The sequence below is a fragment of the Mucilaginibacter sp. GW821-FHT07H05 genome (assembly GCF_059418485.1).
Genome location: NZ_JBWKPY010000001.1, coordinates 638,065 through 657,248 on the forward strand (window position 1 = coordinate 638,065; position 19,184 = coordinate 657,248).

Consider the following 19,184-nt stretch of genomic DNA (forward strand, 5'->3'; position numbering starts at 1 on the left):
GATGGACCAACTATTCCGCGCTAAGCTGGATAGTTACGAAATAGAACCATCGGCAAAGGTTTGGGCCAATATCAGCGATGAATTAGGCGGGCCTGCAAAACGCAAAAACATAGCGCCTATGTTAAGGATAGCCGCAAGCGTGGTGGTGATGGTATCGGCAGGGTTATTTTTTCTGAATAAAAAGCAGGATAATGTTGATCCTACTGATGGTAAGAAACAGGCAGTTTTGGTTAAACCTGCTAATCCGGTTCAACCAGGTGGGCAAACTCAACAAGCTGATCCGGTTCAATCTGTAACCGCAGCTCAGCCTGTTAATGCAGGAGCACAAGTTCGCCCGGTGATAAACACTCCGGTAAAACAAGAATTAACAGAGGTAAATCATAAAGAAATTACACCAGGTAGTAATACAACAGTTGATCCGGGACAATCACAAACACCAATTGATCAGCCACCGGTATTAATTACAAAAGTACCCGATACACAGTATGCTATGCCTGTTGGGCCGATATCAAAACCGTTGGATGCTATCAATGCCGGGGAAAATTCAAATGCGAGGGTATTAGGTTCAGAGGGTAACCTCGTCGATGAGGAACCAATTCCGGCCAAAAAACGTAAGGCAACCGGTTTAGGCGGCTTCCTGAATAAAGTGATAGCCGCTGTAGATAAACGTGATGACAAGATCATTGAGTTTACCGATACCGACGAAGGCGAAGCCATTACCGGGATAAACCTGGGCATTATCAAAGTAAAAAAACAGAAATAAATCAATCTTAATATAACCTATAAATCATATGAAACGTTTAATTTTTACCGCCCTCATTGGCGCGGCAGCCACAGGTGTGTTTGCACAGGATTCAAATAAAGCTGTAAGCGATACAGCCAAACATAAAAAAGGAGAATACAATTTTAGCTTCGGCCTTAAAAAGAACAATAGCGATAGTACTGCTAAAAGGCGTTCAAAAGCACCGGGCTTTAGCATGGGCTTAACCTTCTCCCGGTTTGATTTGGGTTTAACCGCCCTGATTGATAACGGAAGTACTAAGCTATCTCCTCAAAACGAGTTCCTGCGTTACCGTTCGTGGAAAACCAGCAACGTGGGTTTTGATGTGATCCAGGCCGGGTATCGTTTTAACCCAACTTTTAAAATATATGTAGCCGGTGGCTTCGATTGGGAATTGATCCGCCTGCGTGAGGATATCACCATACAGCGCGACCCTGATATGAGTGGCTTAAAGTATACGAAAGACCCGATAGATTACGACAAAAACCGTTTTTCATCTGCCTACCTGCGTATCCCTGTCATGTTCGATTTCCGTTCGCAGGATAACGCTAACGGCAAAAAATGGCACTATGTTTTCGGTCCCGAACTGGGCGTATTGTTAACCGGCCGTGTAAAACAGATCAGCGATGAAAACGGTAAGCAAAAAATGAATTACGATTACCACTTCACCAAGTTCCGTTATGGCGCGGTTGCGCGTATTGGCCACGGTAGCTTAGGCTTATTTGCTAAGTATTACTTTAACGATATGTTTAACACCACCGCGCAAAAAGGGCTTAAAAACGCCTCAGTTGGCTTCACTGTAGGTTTCTAAACCGACCCATCATATATCACAAATAAAGGCTGCCCGCAAAGGCAGCCTTTATTTGTTTAGATCGGATCCTTATAAAGGGTTAACACAACTTAACATAATTTAAGAAAAATATTGAGTTAAGTTGTTGTTTATCAGTTGTTTGTGTGGTTTAAGGGGTCAAAAAGTGTTAACCCTGAAAACAACACAACTATTTAAAGATTTTAGAACCTCTTATACTAAAAATGACCCAATGACAGCGTAGCGTAATGACCCAATAGCGAAGCGGCTATAAGATCCGCTTTACAATCCTCAGCTTATGCGTATACCGCTTTAACTCGTTGGAGTAGATGCCCTGGGTATCTATCTTTTCGATTTTAACACGGCCGGATGCATGGATGATCTGCTCGTTATTCAGCATAATACCCACATGGGTGATCCTTCCTTCAGCGTTATCAAAAAAAGCCAGGTCGCCCAGTTTGGCTTCCTGCAAAAAATCTACGGTTGTACCCTGTTCGGCTTGTAAATAAGCATCGCGCTTTAGGGTAATGCCTTGCAGGCGATAAACGGCCTGTGTAAGGCCCGAGCAATCGATACCGAAATGCGTGCGGCCGCCCCACAGGTAGGGCACGTTCAGGAATGATTTGGCTGTTGTCAGGATATTTTCCTTTTCGCCTATTTCGCCAACAATATCAAAATACTCGTTACGGATATTACAGGTAGTGCCCTCCAAAAAAACAAGCGAACTGCCAATGGGCAGATATAGTACACTGTTATTTACTTTTTTCCAGGCTTGTGTAACAGGCCGGTAGGTTAAAGGCACCTTCATTTTTTGCAGGGCCTTATAGGCAATGGTACCCAGTTGTACAAATTGCAGGCCGTTTATCCAGCCCTCGTAACCATCAATGGCGGTAATAATGCGGGCCCACTCATCCTGCCATTCCATTATTTCAAACACCTCGCCAAATAACACCTGCGATACCTGCTCGCTGCGCGAACTGGGCTCAAATCTTAGGGGAACAATAGCCAGGTTGCAAATTCCGTACTCCATATTGTTGTAAAAATAAAAAAGGAATGTATAAATACACTCCTTTTAAAAATATCATGACAATTGCATGTAATTAGCCGTTAATATGCAGCCAATCTTTCTTAGCCAGCAATTCTTCTTTGGTTTCGCGTACATCTTCGTCATCCACACAGCAATCAACCGGGCAAACAGCGGCACACTGCGGCTCATCATGGAAACCTACACATTCGGTACACTTATCGGGTACAATATAATAGATGTCATCACTTAAAGCGGCTTGTGTTTCTTCCGCGTTTAAGGTGTTGCCATCCCCAAAATCAATAACCCCTTTTAAGTCGGTACCGTCGCTAAAACGCCATGCGGCGCCTGCGTCGTATATCGCGTTATTAGGGCATTCGGGTTCACAAGCCCCGCAGTTTATGCATTCATCGGTGATTTTAATCGCCATTTTGTAAAATATCTTATATTCTAAATTAACTTTGCCTTGTCAAACAAGTGTGCAAATATAAACAAAAAATGAGTTCAAGGGTTTCAAAACCTTAACATCAGTATGTCAAATTTAAAAAAAGATCAAATCATAAACGCGTTTTCAGCGCTTGGCTATCAGTTAAGCGATCCCGCAGGGGAATTATTGGACACTATTAACACCGAATATTACCATAATGCCTGGTTCACGCCCGAAAGTACCATGCAGGCAGTTAAAGCTATAGGCGGGGCATTAAATCAGGCAGATCTGACCACCTGGCTGGCTAAATATCCCAATATCGGGCTTAACGGCGGCAAAAAAGTGGGATTGATACTGGCCGGTAATATCCCGCTGGTTGGCCTGCACGATGTTTTGTGTGTGCTGGCAACGGGTAATCACGCCCTCATTAAGGCTGCTACCCAGGATGCCCGCCTCATTAAAAAAGTGCTGAATATACTGGTTGATATTGATCCCGCTTTTGCGGATAGCTTTACTTTTATTGAGCGATTGACCGATTTTGATGCCGTAATTGCTACCGGCAGCAATAATTCATCGCGCTATTTTGATTATTATTTTAGTAAAGTACCCAACATTATCCGTAAAAACCGGAATAGCGTGGCCGTATTATCCGGTAACGAGACTACCGGACAGCTCCATGCATTGGGGCACGATATATTTGATTACTTTGGCCTGGGCTGCCGTAATGTATCCAAACTATTGGTGCCCGAAGGCTATATTTTCAATATTCTTTTTGAATCGGTTGAAAGTTACCAGCCCATTATCCATCACCATAAATACAATAATAACTACGATTATAACAAATCGATTTACCTGGTAAACGGCGATAAGCACCTGGATAACGGGTTTTTATTAGTGAAGGAAGACGAGCGCCTGACATCGCCCCTGGCGGTTGTGTTTTTTGAATATTATAAAGATGAGCAAGCGGTTAACGATCTGCTGATCCGCGAAAGTGAAAACATACAGTGCATTGTAAGCGATATGCCTTTAAACGTAAATAACCAGGTGGTTACTTTTGGCCAAAGCCAGCGCCCGGCGCTATGGGATTATGCCGATGGGATTGATACAATGGAATTTTTGTCAAATCTTTAAAATAACAATACATTTGGAGGTGAAAGGCGAAAGGTAAAAGGTGAAAGGTGTTTAGTCCGTATTGGATACCTTTAACCTTTCGCCTTTTACCTTTAAGCTTTACAAAATGTACATTATAAAAGTTAAAGGCGTTGCCAAAATCCCCGATTACGTGCAGCTGCGCGACGAGCAGTTTACCCTGCTGGCTTATTTTAGGGTAGACAGGCCCGAGAAACACCTGGATAAGGTTGGGCTGGGCGATAAGCAAACGTACATTATGGATTTGATTAAAGATTTGCCTTTTGGCCAGATATTAAAACTTGAGCTATAAACTACCATGATAGGAAATACTATTATAAAATTGCAGGGTGTGGATGTGTTTCAGCAGAAACACCTGGTACTGTCTAACGTTAACCTGCATATTGATAAAGGCGACTTTGTGTGGCTGATAGGCCAAACCGGATCGGGCAAAAGCAGTTTGCTGAAAGTAATTTATGGCGATATCACTATCCCCAACGGCGAAGGCCATGCAGGCGGGTACGATTTGAAAACATTATCAACCAAAGATGTGCCGTTTTTACGCCGCAAGCTGGGTATTGTTTTCCAGGATTTTCAGTTGCTGACAGACCGATCGGTTGAAGATAACCTGCACTTTGTGATGCGCGCTACAGGCTGGACAGATAAAAACCTGATTACCGAGCGCACGCTGGACGTGCTGGAAAAGGTAGGCCTGCGCAGCAAAGTAAAGAAAATGCCGCACGAACTATCGGGCGGCGAGCAGCAAAGGGTAGTAATAGCCCGTGCGCTGCTAAATGATCCCGAAATTATCCTGGCCGATGAGCCAACCGGCAACCTTGATCCGGATACATCCGAAGAAATTGTAATGTTGCTAAAACAGATCAGTCAATCAGGCACGGCGGTACTCATTGCCACGCACGATTATCATATCATCCGTACTTTCCCATCGCGCATTATTAAATGCGAGAACGGTAAGGTGCTGGAGGATGTGGAGATATAAGTTAAGTCTGAAGTCTAAAGTCCGAAGTCTTAAGCTAACTTTAGACTTGAGACTTCGGACTTAAGACTTAGAAACTTGTCACCCATACTGACATCCCAACTGTCACTATCTCTGTTAAAACAGAACTGCCCTGACATCATGTCTCAAACAGGAGAATGGCAGGATACTTGTTTTGCACTATCAGCAAATGATTTTTAAGCACATGTTAAAGAAAAAGAAGAAGGACGATACAGATCATACAGACCTGCACGACGAAGTGTCAGCAGAGGAAACTTTGATGAATGACGAGGCGGCAGAAACCGCCCCTGAATTAAATGGCCCGTCAGCCGAAGATAAACTGAAAGACGAGTTGGCACAGGCTAATGATAAATACCTGCGCCTGTATGCCGAGTTTGATAACTTCCGCCGCCGTACACGGGAAGAGCGTACCGAACTGTTAAAAACAGCCGGCAAGGAAATGATTGTTGCTTTGCTGCCTGTGCTTGATGATTTTGAGCGTGCAGCTAAAGCGATGGAAAATTCGACCGATATTAATGCGGTTAAGGAAGGTGTGGCCCTGGTTCAGCATAAGCTAAAAAATATATTGGTACAAAAAGGTTTGAAGGAAATGGAAGCCATAGGGACGCCGTTTGATGCTGATATTCACGAGGCGATAACCAATATCCCCGCGCCAACCGATGATCTGAAAGGCAAAGTAGTTGACCAAATGGAAAAAGGTTATTACCTGAACGACAAGGTGGTGCGTTTTGCAAAGGTGATAGTGGGAGCGTAATTTGATTTCGGAATTCGGAATTTCAATTTCGAATTTATGGTGATCAAGAAAAGTTAAAAATCCGAAATCGAAATTTCGAAATCCGATATAAGAAAGAAATGGCAAAAAGAGATTATTACGATATACTGGGCATATCAAAGGGCGCTGCTGCCGAGGAGATTAAAAAGGCTTACCGCAAAATGGCCATTAAATATCACCCGGATAAAAACCCGGGCGATAAGCAGGCCGAAGAAAACTTTAAGGAAGCTGCCGAGGCTTACGAAGTGCTGAGCAATCCCGAAAAGCGTCAGCGTTACGATCAGTTTGGCCATGCGGCTAACGCTGGTTCGGCCAGCGGCGGTTATGGCGGCGGGCCGGGTATGGATATGAACGACATATTTAGCCAGTTTGGCGATATCTTCGGCAATGGCGGCAGTCCGTTCGAAGGCTTTTTTGGCGGCGGTGGTGGTCGGCAGGGCGGCGGCAGGCGTGTAGCCCGCGGCAGCAACCTGCGTATTAAAGTACGCTTAACCCTGGAAGAAATTGCCAACGGGGCCGAAAAGAAAATAAAAGTAAATAAACAGATCATTTGTAAAACCTGCGACGGATCTGGCGCTAAGGATAAATCATCGTTTCAAACCTGTAAAACCTGCGGCGGCAGCGGCGCGGTGCGCAGGGTAACCAATACCATTTTGGGCCAGATGCAAACTACCAGCACCTGCCCAACCTGTAATGGCGAAGGATCGCAAATTACCTCGAAATGTAACGTTTGCCATGGCGATGGTGTAGTAAGAGGCGAAGAGACCATTGCCATTAACATCCCAGCCGGTGTAAGCGAAGGTATGCAGTTAAGCATGAGTGGTAAAGGTAACGCGGCCCCAAGGGGCGGTGTTCCGGGCGACCTGATCATCCTGATAGAAGAGATACCGCATGAAACCCTGAAACGCGATGGCAACAACGTGATCTATGATATGCATATCAGCTTTGTTGATGCCGCTTTAGGCACCAGTGTGGAAGTACCTACTATTGACGGTAAGGCTAAAATTAAGATAGAACCGGGCACCCAGGGCGGCCGTATCCTGCGTTTAAAAGGCAAGGGCGTACCCGAGGTAAACTCGTACCATCGCGGTGACCAACTGGTGCATATCAACATCTGGACACCAAAGGCGCTTAACCGCGAGGAACGCGAGATATTGGAGAAACTGCAGGACTCGCCAAACTTTAAACCTAATCCCGGCAAAAACGAAAAAAGCTTTTTTGAACGGATGAAGGAATATTTTGACTGAATAGCTGAACCCGAAATTATTTAAGGGATGATAAACAGCAAAAGGCCATATCCTCATCAGATATGGCCTTTTGCTGTTTTATTGATATATCAATGCCGTTACTAAAGACAAACACAGCATGTCAATTGCGAGTTTTAAAATCCTGGCGGGATTTTGAAGGTGTGGATGACATTAAATTTTGTCATTGCGAGCGATAGCGTGGATAACCGACCAACGGGAGCTCATTAATGCCTTGAAAAACAATTATCATATTAATAATCTCATAGGCAGGTAAGTGTGCGTTATGATTGGCAATCTACCGCAGCGGTCTATTACTTTTTCCTTGATGAAAAAGTAACAAAAAATCAAGACAGCAAAAATGCTTCCTTTGCCGCACATGGCCTTTGCCCTGCAAAACGGGCAGAACCACAGGGCCGCACCTTGATGCCCCGCTATCGCACCCACAAGCCAGCGCTTCAGCACCAAGCTAATGCCCTTTCCAACCACACAGGCCACCATTGTTCTGCCCGCTTTCATCCGGAAGCTCCTTTGCTGTCGGAAAACTAAAAAAACACGTCATGGGTAGGAGCGAAGTGGTGCTGTGCATTGCCACGTTACGCTGCCCATGGCGGGTTTGTTTTAAATACCATGCCATTTCGAACGAACCAGTGGGGTGGGGGCGTGCGTTTGAGTAAGGAGAAATCTTCTACACGCGATAGATAAGTCGTATATTTATAACTGCATAGCAAACTGGAACCCGAAAGCGCCATTTTGAAAGGATGGCAATAAAATGGAGTTTTTGGGTTGTTTCTTTTTCAGATCGGGTGGGACATCTTTATTTTGGTCCTTGTTTTTTTCCTTCTCGCGCCCGGCTTTAGTTAACCGGTTACGGATAAGGGGGTAAAGCAAATAAGCCCCTTTGGTAGACAGGATGCCGAAACCCGCCCCGGCAATTACATCGCTAAACCAATGATCTTTATGATAGATGCGGAAAATACCGGTTGTGGTAGCAAAGGAGTAGCCCACAATACCATAGGCAACTGATTTTTGACTGAACTCCTGCGCCATAAATTCGGCTCCTGCAAAGGCATTGCCGGTATGGCCTGATGGAAACGACAGATAGTCGGAATTATCGGGCCGCAGCCGGTGTGTGGTTTTCTTTACTGTAAATAAGGTTAATTGAAGCATGCTTTGCGACATGAAATAAATAAGGGTACGGTCGATAAATGTGTTTTTCCCGCGTACCCCAACCAAGTTTAGCCCGTATACTAATGCCAATGGCGTAAACTGGAATATGTTTTCCATCTTGCTTTTAGTAATTACATAGTGCTCATCCGCTTCGTTATAAACCCAGTTATCCAGCCGGCGCAAGGGTTTAATAAAAAAGGTACTGGCACCATAACCCACTAATATGGCAGGCGGTATTAATGATGCTGTCCGGCTATGGAGGTGTGGTACCGTATCGGGCGCGGTTAACAGGTCTTTTTTTAGCGTATCCGCTAATTTCTTCTTAGTGGTATCGGTAACCTGTGCATTAGCCCCAAAAGCTACCAGACTTAATACTATTAAATAGATGAGTTTTTTCAATGGGGTATTGGTTTATTAATTAATGGTATGTTAATATACGGATAATATGCCAAATAGTTTGCCATGGCCTGGCAAAGATTAGCCAGTATTAAGAAATATAATTAAATTATCGTGTTTCCGGGCGATAACTCAGGCATCTACGCCCGTGCGGATGGCTTTAGCCACATCTGCATTAAAGCAACTGGCATCCATCTGCACTTCGTTGCCATCGGCATTGGTTTGGGTAAGGAAATGGCTGCCCCATTTTTCAAGCGCGAAGAAGATGCCGGTTAGTTCCTCACCGAGCGGGGTATAGGTATATTCTACCTTAGGTGGTACTACAGGGTATACTTTACGGCTGATAATGCCATCGGCCTCTAACTCGTGCAGTTGCTGGGTAAGTACTTTTTCGGTAATCCCTTTAGCGCCGCGTTTAATATCGGTATAGCGGATCGGGCCGGCCAGCAGCTGGTTCAGGATCTTCAGTTTCCACTTTCCACTGATTACGGTAAGTGCGGCTTCCATCGCGCAGCTAAAATCTGCTTGTCTTTTTTTTGTCATATAAAAAATGGCCGGTGCTGTTTTAATTAAACGGGCCCATAACCTACCAAAAGGTGCGTCCCATACTAAATAGTGGCTTATTGACAGGTGTGTTATTTATGCGTCTCTTTGATCTGTCAAAACATAAAGGTATGAAAAAGTTAACAGGTAAAACAGCAATTATAACAGGCGGCAATAGTGGTATTGGCCTGGCCACAGCACATGAATTTATAGCCCAGGGCGCGCAGGTGATCATTACCGGACGTAACCAAAAATCTATCGACGAGGCCGTGGCCCAATTGGGCAGCCAGGCACAGGGTATCGTATCCGATACCGGCGATATGGCACAGGTAAAGCAGTTGGGCCAAAAGGTAAAAGCCATTGCGCCAAACATCGATATTATATTTATTAATGCCGGCGTCGGTAAGTTTAACTCGGTAGAAGGTATGGAAGAAGCCATGTTTGATGAGATTATGAATGTTAATTTTAAAGGCGCCTACTTTACTTTGCAGCAATTATTGCCGCTGGTGAACGATGGCGGATCTATCATCTTCAACACCTCTATTAACGCCCATATCGGGATGGCCGGCGCCAGCGTTTATGCAGCCAGCAAGGCAGCTTTGTTATCGCTGATCAAAAATCTGTCGGCCGAGTTATTGCCGCGCAGGATAAGGGTTAACGCGGTTAGTCCCGGCCCGGTAGGTACGCCATTGCATAGCAGCGAAAAGCTGGGTATCAGTAATGAGCAATTGGAAGAAATGGGCGAGGGGCTGATTAAAAAGATCCCGGTTGGCCGCTTTGGCAAAGCCGAAGAAATTGCAAAAGTGGTAGCCTTCTTCGCGTCAGACGATTCGACCTTTGTATTAGGTGCCGAGCTGATAGCTGATGGCGGGATGTATACTTTATAAAATAAATAAAAAGCGCCCGCGTTTATGGTAAACACGGGCGCTTTTTATTTTATCATGGGGGAGGAATTACCGGCTTTCCGTATATCCAATCGCATCCCTCATCTCCTTACTTAAATGCTCCATAGACGGCTCACCTGTAAAGATGGAGAAATTGGTATTATAATCCCACAATATGCCGGGGATATGGAGTTGATTGAGGTACTTCCGTACGGTTTTGGTGTAACGGGCGCGGCTTTGCAGGTCGGCTTTATCATAGCTGCCGTACTCGCCGCACAAAACAGGGACGGCGTATTTATCTCCCCAGTTTTTTACAATCTGCAGCTTATCCCTTACCGATCCTTCATTGCCATCGAGCGGGTATTTTTTGTAATTAGCCTCGCCGGCGGTGCCTTTAGCCTTAGGATTTAATTGGGGAAATTTATCTACACTATAAGGAAACGGAACCCCTGTTGTTGCCACCTGATCGCCCACCCAGGCGGCACCCTGATGGGTAAATAAAAAAGGTTCGTAAAAATGGAAGACGTAAATAATATTATCATCCTTTAAACGTGTAAAGCGGCTTAGCTCGTAAATACTGTTATAATTTGATGCGCCAAGCAGCAGTGTGCGCTTGCTGTCTATTTTGCGTATAGCCGTTACCATGTTATAAGCGGCATCTTTCCAAACCTGCGGGTTAATAGGGGGCGGCTCGTTATATAACTCAAAAAACAGGTCGTCTTCGGCTATATTATGATATTTTTTGGCAATGGCTGTCCAGGTATTTATCACATCATTTGTAGCTGTGGCGAAGTTATTATCGTTCAAATCGCCGTAATGGTAATCAATGATCATCTTAAAACCGTAGCTTCGGCACAGTTTCCAGGCTTTATCAATACAGGTAAGTACATCCCCCAAAGGGACGTTGTTTTTTTCGAAATGTTTAAAGGCTACCGGGAGGCGCACACAGTTAAAACCAAGTTTTTTTAGTAATTGCAAATCGGTTTCCTTTATGCCTGTTGTTTGTAACAGGTCTTTATTCCAGGTTTGTTCCAGCCATGAAATGCTGATGCCATTATTGAGCGTTTTGGCGCGGTTGAAAGCTAACTGGCGATCGGGCGGGAATATTGGACTGCTTTTTGCATTTACCCATGGCAATACCATCATTAATAATACTGTTAGTTTAATAGCTGCAGGATGTAAGAATGATATGTTGTATTTATTTTTTTTCATCTATATTCATCCGTTAAACCGTTGATCAATCTTTATCCTAATCTAAACAATAGTACTGATGTTTGTTCAAATAACTAAAGAAGAGTTTTCAAAGGAAGTAAATAAAAAGGCCTGGTATCAAACTAATAATATCGTCTGGTCTATTATTTTTCTTTACCCTATATTTAGTATTATTGATTTTATCTACTCGCCCGATATCTGGATCCAATTCCTCATCGTGCGTATCATTACGGTACTGATTATCCTGGGCTTATATACCTTTTTCCAAAACCGGAAGTTTGATTACCGGATACTGCTTCATATCAGCTTTTTTCTGCTCTCGGTTATTTCGGCCATATTGTGTAACGTAGTTAACGATCAGCACTTAACCGTTTATTTCCTTACTTATTCGGCTATTATCCTGTTTTTTAACCTGCAGGTATTTTGGGAACCTATTAACTCAATTATACAGGGCCTTATCGCCATTATGCTGCTGGCTATATTTTTTAACGCCCTAAGTAATTATAACCTTGACCTGGTTGTTAATAACGGCGGGCAATACTTTGTTATTATCCTGTTTATATCGTGCCTCATCCCCAATGCCCGTTATAAGGTAATTGAAAGGGATGTGCGCTCGCAGATCCTGATCGAAAAATCGAACGAGCAACTGAAGATCCAAAACCATGATATTGCCGAGAAGAACAGCATTATTGATATGCAGTACGACCGGTTGCGCAAACTGGACGAGCAAAAGAACAGCTTTATTAATATAGCCGGCCACGATTTAAAAAACCTGATCGGATCCATCATCATGAGTAATAACATGGTGAAGGATGAAGATTACCGACTAAGTTCGGATCAGCGCGAATTTGTGCAGTACATCAGCGACTCGGCCGATAAGATGCAGTATATGCTGAATAAGCTGATGGATGTGAAAGAGATCGAATCGCCCGAGCTGAAATTCAACATGGAGATCTTTGATATTAATGCCGAGGTTCAAAACGTGTTTAAGGGTTTAACCGAAACGGCGCTGATGAAAAACATCCATTTGGTTGATAATATCCTGAAACTGCCTTTAAATGTTAAGCTCGACCGTGTATTTACCGGCCAGATATTTCAGAACATCCTGTCAAACAGTATTAAGTTTTCGCAAACCAATAATAACATTAAGGTAATTACCAGCCTGCAGCGCCAGCGTTTTGTATTTGAAGTGATTGACGAAGGCGTAGCCATTGGCCAGGAAGAGCTGGATATGATGTTTAACAAGCTGAAAACATTAAATGATGCATCGGGCCATATGGAAAGCCGGCTGGGCCTGGGCTTATCAATAGCCAAGCTGATGACGCGCGAGCTGGGTGGCGAGCTTACTTATAAAAGCGACGAGAACGGCAATTATTTCAGAGTAGAGTTTTACGTAATCAATTAATATATCTTATTGACCAAAACAGATGAATAGATTTTTAACCTTATTGGCATTTATACTGATCCTGGCAAAACTGCCGTCATCCGCGCAGATGATCTCGTCGTTCAAATCATACGGGCATGACGACGATCCGATTAGCGGTATGAGCGGATCCACATCCTATTTCTTTAAAATAGACCCGATGGTGGAAATGAACGGCAGCAAGATGGTTATTTACTTCGAGCCGTCGAGGGCGCTGGTAGTGCAAAACTCATTTATCAACATCATTATTGCCGACAGGCCCGTGTATAGCGGCAGGCTCACTAAGGATTCGATCCAAAAAATCACGGTAGACCTTAATCGCAGCAGTTTATCAAACGATGGTAAATACCTTAAAATACAGGTAAAAACCCTGCTGAATATATCCGACGATAAATGCCGCGACCTGGATAATCCCGCCATGTGGATAAAAATCAAAGGATACTCGTACCTGGCATTAAACCGTAATACCAAAAACTTTTTCGCCAATATTAACATAGCCAATTGTTTCGATTCAAAAAGGGCAATAGTTTACCCTGTAAACCCAAGCCTTAAAGATTTAAAGGCAGTTGCCTGGGCCTATGCCAGGATGAAAAAGACCGATATTAAAAACATACAGGTTTTTGAAGCTGATAAAGTACCCGATACGGTGCGCAACTACATTATGGTTGGCGATATGAAACACCTGCCCGCCAATATGCGCAGCCTGATTACCGTGACCCCGCAGCGTGGCGAGGGCATGTTCTATTTGAATAAGCGTATTTTAAATGTTACCGATAGCGTGATAAAAATGGTGGATGTAAAAGGCCACCTGGTACCTGTACGTACAGTTGAAAACCTGGTTGTACCGGGCGAAATACTGTTTGTTACCGGTGCCGATGACGAGGGTTACGAGAAAAGTATCACCTCGTTAGGGAACATGAATATCCTTAATTCAACTTTTGGCGATTACCTGGTGATTAACGAGGCCCAAAACACTTTCTTTAAAACAGTTGATCAAAACCGGTCGAAACTAACGCTGAAACAAATAGGCGGGGTAACCAACTTTATGTCGGGTATCGGGTCGTTAAAAAGCTCATATAACTTTAAAAACAGCGATTTTAGCTTTACACCTAAGGAGGTAGAGATCAGTATCACCGCCAACTATAGCAGCTTAAACGCTAACGACCGCGGCTTTTTTAATATTTACCTTAACGGGATGCTGATCAACAGCGAAAAGCTGGATGCATCGGGTAAGCTAAAAACATCGGTAACCATTAACCGTTACCAGCACCATAAATACAATACACTGGAGGCCGAATTCAGGTTTTATCCAAGCAGCGGTAATTGTATGAATAGCTTCACCAACTTTTTTGCCGAAATTGATGTTGATAAATCATACCTGGAATCGAAAAACCCATTTATTACCAACGACCTGAGCTTTTATCAGTATCCCGAAGCGTTTAATTCAGGATCGACCCGTATTGTAGTGAGCAGAAACTTTGCTAAATATGCCGCGGCTGCAATGGGAGAGGTGGTTTACGAGTTGAATAATAATATCAACGCCAATAACTTCCCGGTTTTTGAATATTCGGATCAGATATCTACCAGCGATGTTAAAAAGTACAACATTATAGCGCTGTTAGACCGTAATGATAAACTAATGGACGGCTTCCCTGATGCGCCTATTAAGTTTAATAAAAAGTTCAGGCTTTATAATAACGATAATAATGATGTTGTTTACGCCCTTAACGATTCGGTATCGAACGGCTTAGCGCAGATTTTTTATGGGCGGGCCAATAATGCCACTATGGTAATTACAGCAACCGGCACCAAACTGGCCGAAGCATTTCTGTCGGTATCCAAATCTATTACCGAGCAATTATCAACCCTGTCCAGCAACGTTTGTATATCCGATGTAAACGGTAATAAATACCTGTTCAACATCAGCAAATCAAGCGAGAACCTGGAGTACGTAGATACTAAAAGCGCCCTGTCCCGTTTCTGGGAAAGCTATAATCTGTATATCCTGCTGGGTATATTGATACTGATATTGTTATCATTCCTGTATGTACGTTCAAGGGTGCAAAAATCGCAGGATATTATGAATGACTAACAAACAGCAGATTTAAAAAATATAAACAAACATTCCCCGCGCTGTAGCGGGGATGTTTATTAATTCATCCAATTTTATTGATCCGCAAAATGAGTTTAGCTATCCCCGAAGTTTTGGTTAACGATAAATTTATCACGCCAAATGACAGGGAAAAGATTTTTGAAATATCAAAAAGCGTAGGCCAATGCTTTATTAAAGTAGCGCTTAACTTTGGTTATATATCGCGCAAAAATTACGAGCGCTCTATGATCAATGCCGGCTACCCTTACCAAAAAATAAGGCAGGAAGCGTTTGACCAGGATGTATTGAATAAAATTGACCTGAAGTTTGCCGACGAGCACCTGGCTATTCCCCTGCGGATAGAGAATAATAAGGTGGTAACCCTCATGGCCGACCCATCTAACGAGCTTTTCCTTGATTTTATCAGGTTTACTTATGATAAGGAACCCGAGGTGATCGTAGCTTCCGACCTGGATATTATATGGTATAGCCATAAACTGCTGGGCGATAAATATGTAAAATCGGCCGTATTCGAACTGCTTAACCGCGATCCCGCAAACTCGGCCATTATTACCTTCACAGCGCCGCAGCTGATATTTATATTCAGCTTACTGGCGGCAACGGTTATCGGCTTGTTTTTGAGTTTTAAAACGGTATCCATTATTATCAACATTGTGCTTAGCTCGTTCTTTTTGCTGGCCATTGTATTTAAGCTTTTCCTGGCACTGGTGGGCTCGCGGTTTGAGTTATTTCAGGCCGTTACCCGCGAGGAGGTTAGGGAAGTAAAGGATGAAGACCTGCCGGTTTATACCATCCATTTGCCGGTTTATAAAGAAGATAAGCTGATCAAAAAACTGATATGGAACCTGCAAAGTCTGGATTATCCGCGTGAAAAGCTGGATATCAAACTTATTATTGAGGAAGACGACGATAAAACCCTGAACGCTGTACGCGACCTGGATTTCCCGGCTATTTTTGAGGTGATTGTTGTACCGTTCCACATGCCTAAAACCAAGCCTAAGGCTTGTAACTACGGCCTGCACTTTTCGCGCGGCAAATACCTGACCATTTACGATGCCGAGGATATCCCCGATACCGATCAGCTGAAAAAAGTAGTGGCCCTGTTTAACAAGCTGCCATCAAACTATATTTGCGTACAAAGCGCGCTGAACTATTTTAACCGCGGCGAGAATTTCCTGACCCGCATGTTTACGCTGGAATACTCGTACTGGTTTGATTATATGCTGCCCGGTTTAGATACCCTGGATATCCCTATCCCGCTGGGGGGGACCAGTAACCACTTTAAAATGGCTAACCTGATAGAGTTGGGCGCCTGGGATCCGTTTAACGTAACCGAAGATGCCGATTTGGGCTTAAGGGCTTACTCCAAAGGGTATAAAGTAGCCATTATTAATTCAACCACTTACGAGGAAGCTAATAACGACTTTTTTAACTGGATCCGTCAACGCTCGCGCTGGATAAAGGGTTATATGCAAACGTACCTGGTGCATATGCGTAATCCCCGCAAATTGCTTAAAAAAGTGGGCTGGCGCGGTTTCCTGGGCTTTAACTTCTTTATTGGCGCTACGCCTATAACCTTTTTGGTTTATCCGGTATTGTTAAGTGTATTTATAGCCTACGTGGTTTTTGATTTGGAAAGCATCCGCGAAATTTTCCCCGACTGGGTATTGTTCATGTCTATTTTTAACCTGATGGTAGGTAATATCCTGATGATATATGTAAATATGATGGCCGTGTTTAAACGGCGGTATTATGAACTGATCCTATTTGCAATAGCCAACCCTATTTACTGGTTAATGCATTCAGTATCGGCCTATAAAGGGTTATGGCAACTGGTAGTAAATCCTTTTTACTGGGAAAAAACCAACCATGGCTTAAGTAAGGTGAATAACCCCACAAATGTTGTTAAATGAGAATTTCTAAAGCCGTTTTTTTACTCGTTATCACCATAGTATTAATTGTATACTATGTTATTTGTGCGTTGTATTTAAATAGCCAGGGTTATTTTAACCAGGAATCGCTGTTTTATGTTGAAAAATCAAAAATAGTTTTTGAAGGCCTGGGCGACCGCCTGAAGGTGATGGGTTTAACATCGCCCATGTTTCCTTTTTACGGCACATTTTTATTTACGGCCATCAGTTATAACCTGGCGCCTATCCTGGCATCGGCGGTAGGTATCGGGCTGCTATTTAACGTAATGGCCAACACCCTGATGAAAAAAGTGCAGGACGATTTTTATATCATGCTGCTGCTGGCCGTTTTTATGTTGCATCCCGGTATGCTGTACGCGGCTTGTTCGGGCAAGTCTATTTATATGGTGCTGGTGTTTTTCTTTATGTTTTATTTAAACATTTTTAAGTTTTACACTTCAAATACCACTTTCCACGTATCCATAGCCAGTATTTGCCTGGTAGTGCTGGTGTTTTGCGATTACCGTTTTATCTGGCTTACCTTATTCTTTTTGCCGCTGGTATTATCCATATCTATACAAAGCTTAAACCTGAGCGAAAAAGAATCCATTTTCAGGCTGTTCACCAGTTTTAATAACCCCTCGTTACGCCGTAAACTGATCAATAAAACTTTCGCGTTGTATATCATCATATTTATATTGCCGCTGGTATCGGTAATGATATATAAAATGCTGAACCTTACCCACGCGGCCGATCTGAACTATTTTATTGACAGCCCTTATGCCACCTGGAGCGTATTGGCCGAAAAAATAGATTATAACATTTTACGGGATACCTCCACGCACCATAAATTGCCCGAAACCTCTATTATTATATCGTTAAGGGTGATCATGTTTTGCCCGCTGATATTGGTGGCTATCTATCTTTTTCGTCAAAAAACGCATCAGATACTAACATTGATCACTCCGTTTGCTTTTGTGGAGTTTTTAAGGATAAAATATGATAAAGTGTATTTAACCCAGCAGTATTACCTTATATTTTTAATACTGGCGCTGCTTTGCATTATCATAAGAGCTAATACCGTAAAAAATCAAACCAACTTCAAAATTGCATTGATATTAATTGTTGCCCTGCAAATTTATACCGGGTATGCCTTCCTCGACAAATCGTACATTAAAGAGGAACAGAGTTTTATCAACGTGCTGCTGAAAAAAGAAGTGCCGGAAGGGCAGGCGGACAACCAGGATATTGCCAATTATATTAATGCGCTGCCCGGTAACCCCAAGGTTTTGTTAGACGATGCGGTGGCCTATCCCATTGCTGCTTTTATTAATCAAATACAAGGCTTAATTATGCCTTACCAGGTAAACTTTGTAAGCGCGGTAGAAAACCCCGGTAAATACGCCAGCTATATTTTGGTAGCCAGCGATAAGAACCCTGCAAATGGCTATACCCAGCTTACGCCCAAGTATCTGCAAATATTGCGTAACGCGGATAACAGGCTTTATATGGAAAAAAAGTTTGAAACCGATTATTGGATCCTGTATAAGATAGAGCAGCATTAAGCCCCCCTGCCCCCTAAAGGGGGAGTTTTTTATTACTCCCCCTTTAGGGGGCAGGGGGGCACTTTTCTAACAATATGGAGGTAATGGCATAATAATTAGCTTCGCCAACTTCTTCTTTAGATATGATATAATGTACCGGTTCTTTGGCTTTGAGGTACAATAAAAGGGTATCGAGCTTGTGGATGGTAAGCGGTTCAAAAAGCTCCCAGTCTTCCTCAATGATAGACTGGTTATCCCGGTAGGTAAGGCCCTGATCGGTAAAGAGGTAGGTGTAATCGCCCAGTTCATTTTCGTATTTATCGGCCATCATTTCGGCCCGGCGCCAAAAATTACGCCGCACAATGCGTACATGCCTAAACCGTAACAGGATAGATATCAGCATGCCGATGCCAACCACGGTTGTAAGCGGTAAGCCGCCCTTTAAATCAAGTATTAAACCGATAGTAAGTACTATGGCCGTTGCCGCGATATAAATGTAATAACTCGGCGAAACCTCCTTGTACATCAACTCCCAAACCACCTGTTGGTTGTTCATATAAGCCTGACGGTTAAAGGGGACGGTTATAACTTTATCCTGCATAAAACAAGGATAGAAAATCGGGATTAAAGAAGCAAGAGTTTTGCAAAAATGGCATTGTCATTCTGGGCGAGAGCGAAGAATCCCAAGCGATGCAAGTCCGGAAAGCAAGTCTGATCTGCGTATGTTAGATTCTTCACTATAGTTCAGAATGACAAAAAGTAAATACCAACTCCCCTTTAGGGGGCC

Annotated in this window: 19 protein-coding genes; 13 read left to right on the forward strand and 6 right to left on the reverse strand. The window is 43.3% G+C overall.

The genetic code is table 11. The annotated features are described in order from the left end of the window. Nucleotide 1: 1 nt before the first annotated feature. Nucleotides 2–763, forward strand: coding sequence for a hypothetical protein (locus tag AC07M6_RS02705; protein WP_494887355.1), 762 nt, complete (start codon nt 2–4; stop codon nt 761–763). Nucleotides 764–791: 28 nt separating this feature from the next. Continuing rightward, complete coding sequence (locus AC07M6_RS02710; protein ID WP_494887358.1) at nt 792–1,592, forward strand: outer membrane beta-barrel protein; 801 nt, start codon at nt 792–794, stop codon at nt 1,590–1,592. Between the two features lie 265 nt (nt 1,593–1,857). Here the strand turns inward: AC07M6_RS02710 and AC07M6_RS02715 are convergent, their stop codons facing one another. Continuing rightward, entirely contained in the window at nt 1,858–2,619 is a 762-nt protein-coding gene (locus AC07M6_RS02715; protein WP_494887359.1) for a C40 family peptidase, read from the reverse strand. Between the two features lie 70 nt (nt 2,620–2,689). Continuing rightward, nucleotides 2,690–3,043, reverse strand: a complete 354-nt coding sequence (locus tag AC07M6_RS02720) for a 4Fe-4S dicluster domain-containing protein (RefSeq protein ID WP_494887362.1) — start codon at nt 3,041–3,043, stop codon at nt 2,690–2,692. Between the two features lie 102 nt (nt 3,044–3,145). Here AC07M6_RS02720 and AC07M6_RS02725 point away from each other — a divergent pair, with 102 nt between their 5' ends. The 6 genes from AC07M6_RS02725 (at nt 3,146) to AC07M6_RS02750 (ending at nt 7,751) form a co-directional block, all read left to right on the forward strand. Further along, the gene (locus tag AC07M6_RS02725) at nt 3,146–4,171 is read left to right on the forward strand and encodes an acyl-CoA reductase (protein WP_494887364.1); all 1,026 of its coding nucleotides are present in this window, start codon (nt 3,146–3,148) and stop codon (nt 4,169–4,171) included. A 106-nt stretch (nt 4,172–4,277) separates the two neighbouring features. Beyond that, nucleotides 4,278–4,481 carry a fructose-6-phosphate aldolase gene (locus AC07M6_RS02730; protein WP_494887365.1) on the forward strand — a complete coding sequence of 68 codons (204 nt, stop codon included), beginning with the start codon at nt 4,278–4,280 and terminating at the stop codon, nt 4,479–4,481. 6 nt (nt 4,482–4,487) lie between these two features. Next, the gene (locus AC07M6_RS02735) at nt 4,488–5,168 is read left to right on the forward strand and encodes a cell division ATP-binding protein FtsE (RefSeq protein ID WP_494887366.1); all 681 of its coding nucleotides are present in this window, start codon (nt 4,488–4,490) and stop codon (nt 5,166–5,168) included. A gap of 202 nt (nt 5,169–5,370) precedes the next feature. Next, nucleotides 5,371–5,940 (forward strand): nucleotide exchange factor GrpE, encoded by a 570-nt coding sequence (locus AC07M6_RS02740; protein ID WP_494887367.1) that lies wholly within the window; start codon nt 5,371–5,373, stop codon nt 5,938–5,940. Between the two features lie 98 nt (nt 5,941–6,038). Further along, nucleotides 6,039–7,205 carry a molecular chaperone DnaJ gene (dnaJ, locus tag AC07M6_RS02745; RefSeq protein WP_494887368.1) on the forward strand — a complete coding sequence of 389 codons (1,167 nt, stop codon included), beginning with the start codon at nt 6,039–6,041 and terminating at the stop codon, nt 7,203–7,205. A gap of 276 nt (nt 7,206–7,481) precedes the next feature. After that, on the forward strand, nt 7,482–7,751 hold the full coding sequence (locus tag AC07M6_RS02750; protein ID WP_494887369.1) for a hypothetical protein: 270 nt from the start codon (nt 7,482–7,484) through the stop codon (nt 7,749–7,751). 165 nt (nt 7,752–7,916) lie between these two features. On the opposite strand, the gene AC07M6_RS02755 is transcribed toward AC07M6_RS02750, so the two are convergent. Both AC07M6_RS02755 and AC07M6_RS02760 read right to left on the reverse strand, forming a co-directional pair. After that, nucleotides 7,917–8,771 (reverse strand): phosphatase PAP2 family protein, encoded by an 855-nt coding sequence (locus tag AC07M6_RS02755; protein ID WP_494887370.1) that lies wholly within the window; start codon nt 8,769–8,771, stop codon nt 7,917–7,919. A 129-nt stretch (nt 8,772–8,900) separates the two neighbouring features. Further along, entirely contained in the window at nt 8,901–9,311 is a 411-nt protein-coding gene (locus tag AC07M6_RS02760; protein ID WP_494887371.1) for a winged helix-turn-helix transcriptional regulator, read from the reverse strand. A gap of 131 nt (nt 9,312–9,442) precedes the next feature. Between AC07M6_RS02760 and AC07M6_RS02765 the strand changes: the two genes are divergently transcribed. Further along, nucleotides 9,443–10,198, forward strand: a complete 756-nt coding sequence (locus tag AC07M6_RS02765) for an SDR family oxidoreductase (protein WP_494887372.1) — start codon at nt 9,443–9,445, stop codon at nt 10,196–10,198. Between the two features lie 66 nt (nt 10,199–10,264). On the opposite strand, the gene AC07M6_RS02770 is transcribed toward AC07M6_RS02765, so the two are convergent. Further along, on the reverse strand, nt 10,265–11,407 hold the full coding sequence (locus tag AC07M6_RS02770; RefSeq protein ID WP_494887373.1) for a glycoside hydrolase family 5 protein: 1,143 nt from the start codon (nt 11,405–11,407) through the stop codon (nt 10,265–10,267). Nucleotides 11,408–11,465: 58 nt separating this feature from the next. Here AC07M6_RS02770 and AC07M6_RS02775 point away from each other — a divergent pair, with 58 nt between their 5' ends. The 4 genes from AC07M6_RS02775 (at nt 11,466) to AC07M6_RS02790 (ending at nt 18,418) form a co-directional block, all read left to right on the forward strand. Further along, complete coding sequence (locus AC07M6_RS02775) at nt 11,466–12,812, forward strand: sensor histidine kinase (RefSeq protein WP_494887375.1); 1,347 nt, start codon at nt 11,466–11,468, stop codon at nt 12,810–12,812. 22 nt (nt 12,813–12,834) lie between these two features. After that, nucleotides 12,835–14,922 (forward strand): cellulose biosynthesis cyclic di-GMP-binding regulatory protein BcsB, encoded by a 2,088-nt coding sequence (locus AC07M6_RS02780; protein WP_494887377.1) that lies wholly within the window; start codon nt 12,835–12,837, stop codon nt 14,920–14,922. Between the two features lie 89 nt (nt 14,923–15,011). After that, a complete protein-coding gene (locus AC07M6_RS02785; RefSeq protein ID WP_494887378.1) occupies nt 15,012–16,856 on the forward strand; it encodes a glycosyltransferase in 1,845 nt (614 codons plus the stop codon). Continuing rightward, entirely contained in the window at nt 16,853–18,418 is a 1,566-nt protein-coding gene (locus AC07M6_RS02790) for a hypothetical protein (protein ID WP_494887380.1), read from the forward strand. Before AC07M6_RS02785 ends, AC07M6_RS02790 begins: the two co-directional genes overlap by 4 nt. A gap of 43 nt (nt 18,419–18,461) precedes the next feature. Here the strand turns inward: AC07M6_RS02790 and AC07M6_RS02795 are convergent, their stop codons facing one another. Next, a complete protein-coding gene (locus AC07M6_RS02795; RefSeq protein ID WP_494887382.1) occupies nt 18,462–18,998 on the reverse strand; it encodes a hypothetical protein in 537 nt (178 codons plus the stop codon). Nucleotides 18,999–19,184: the final 186 nt, after the last annotated feature.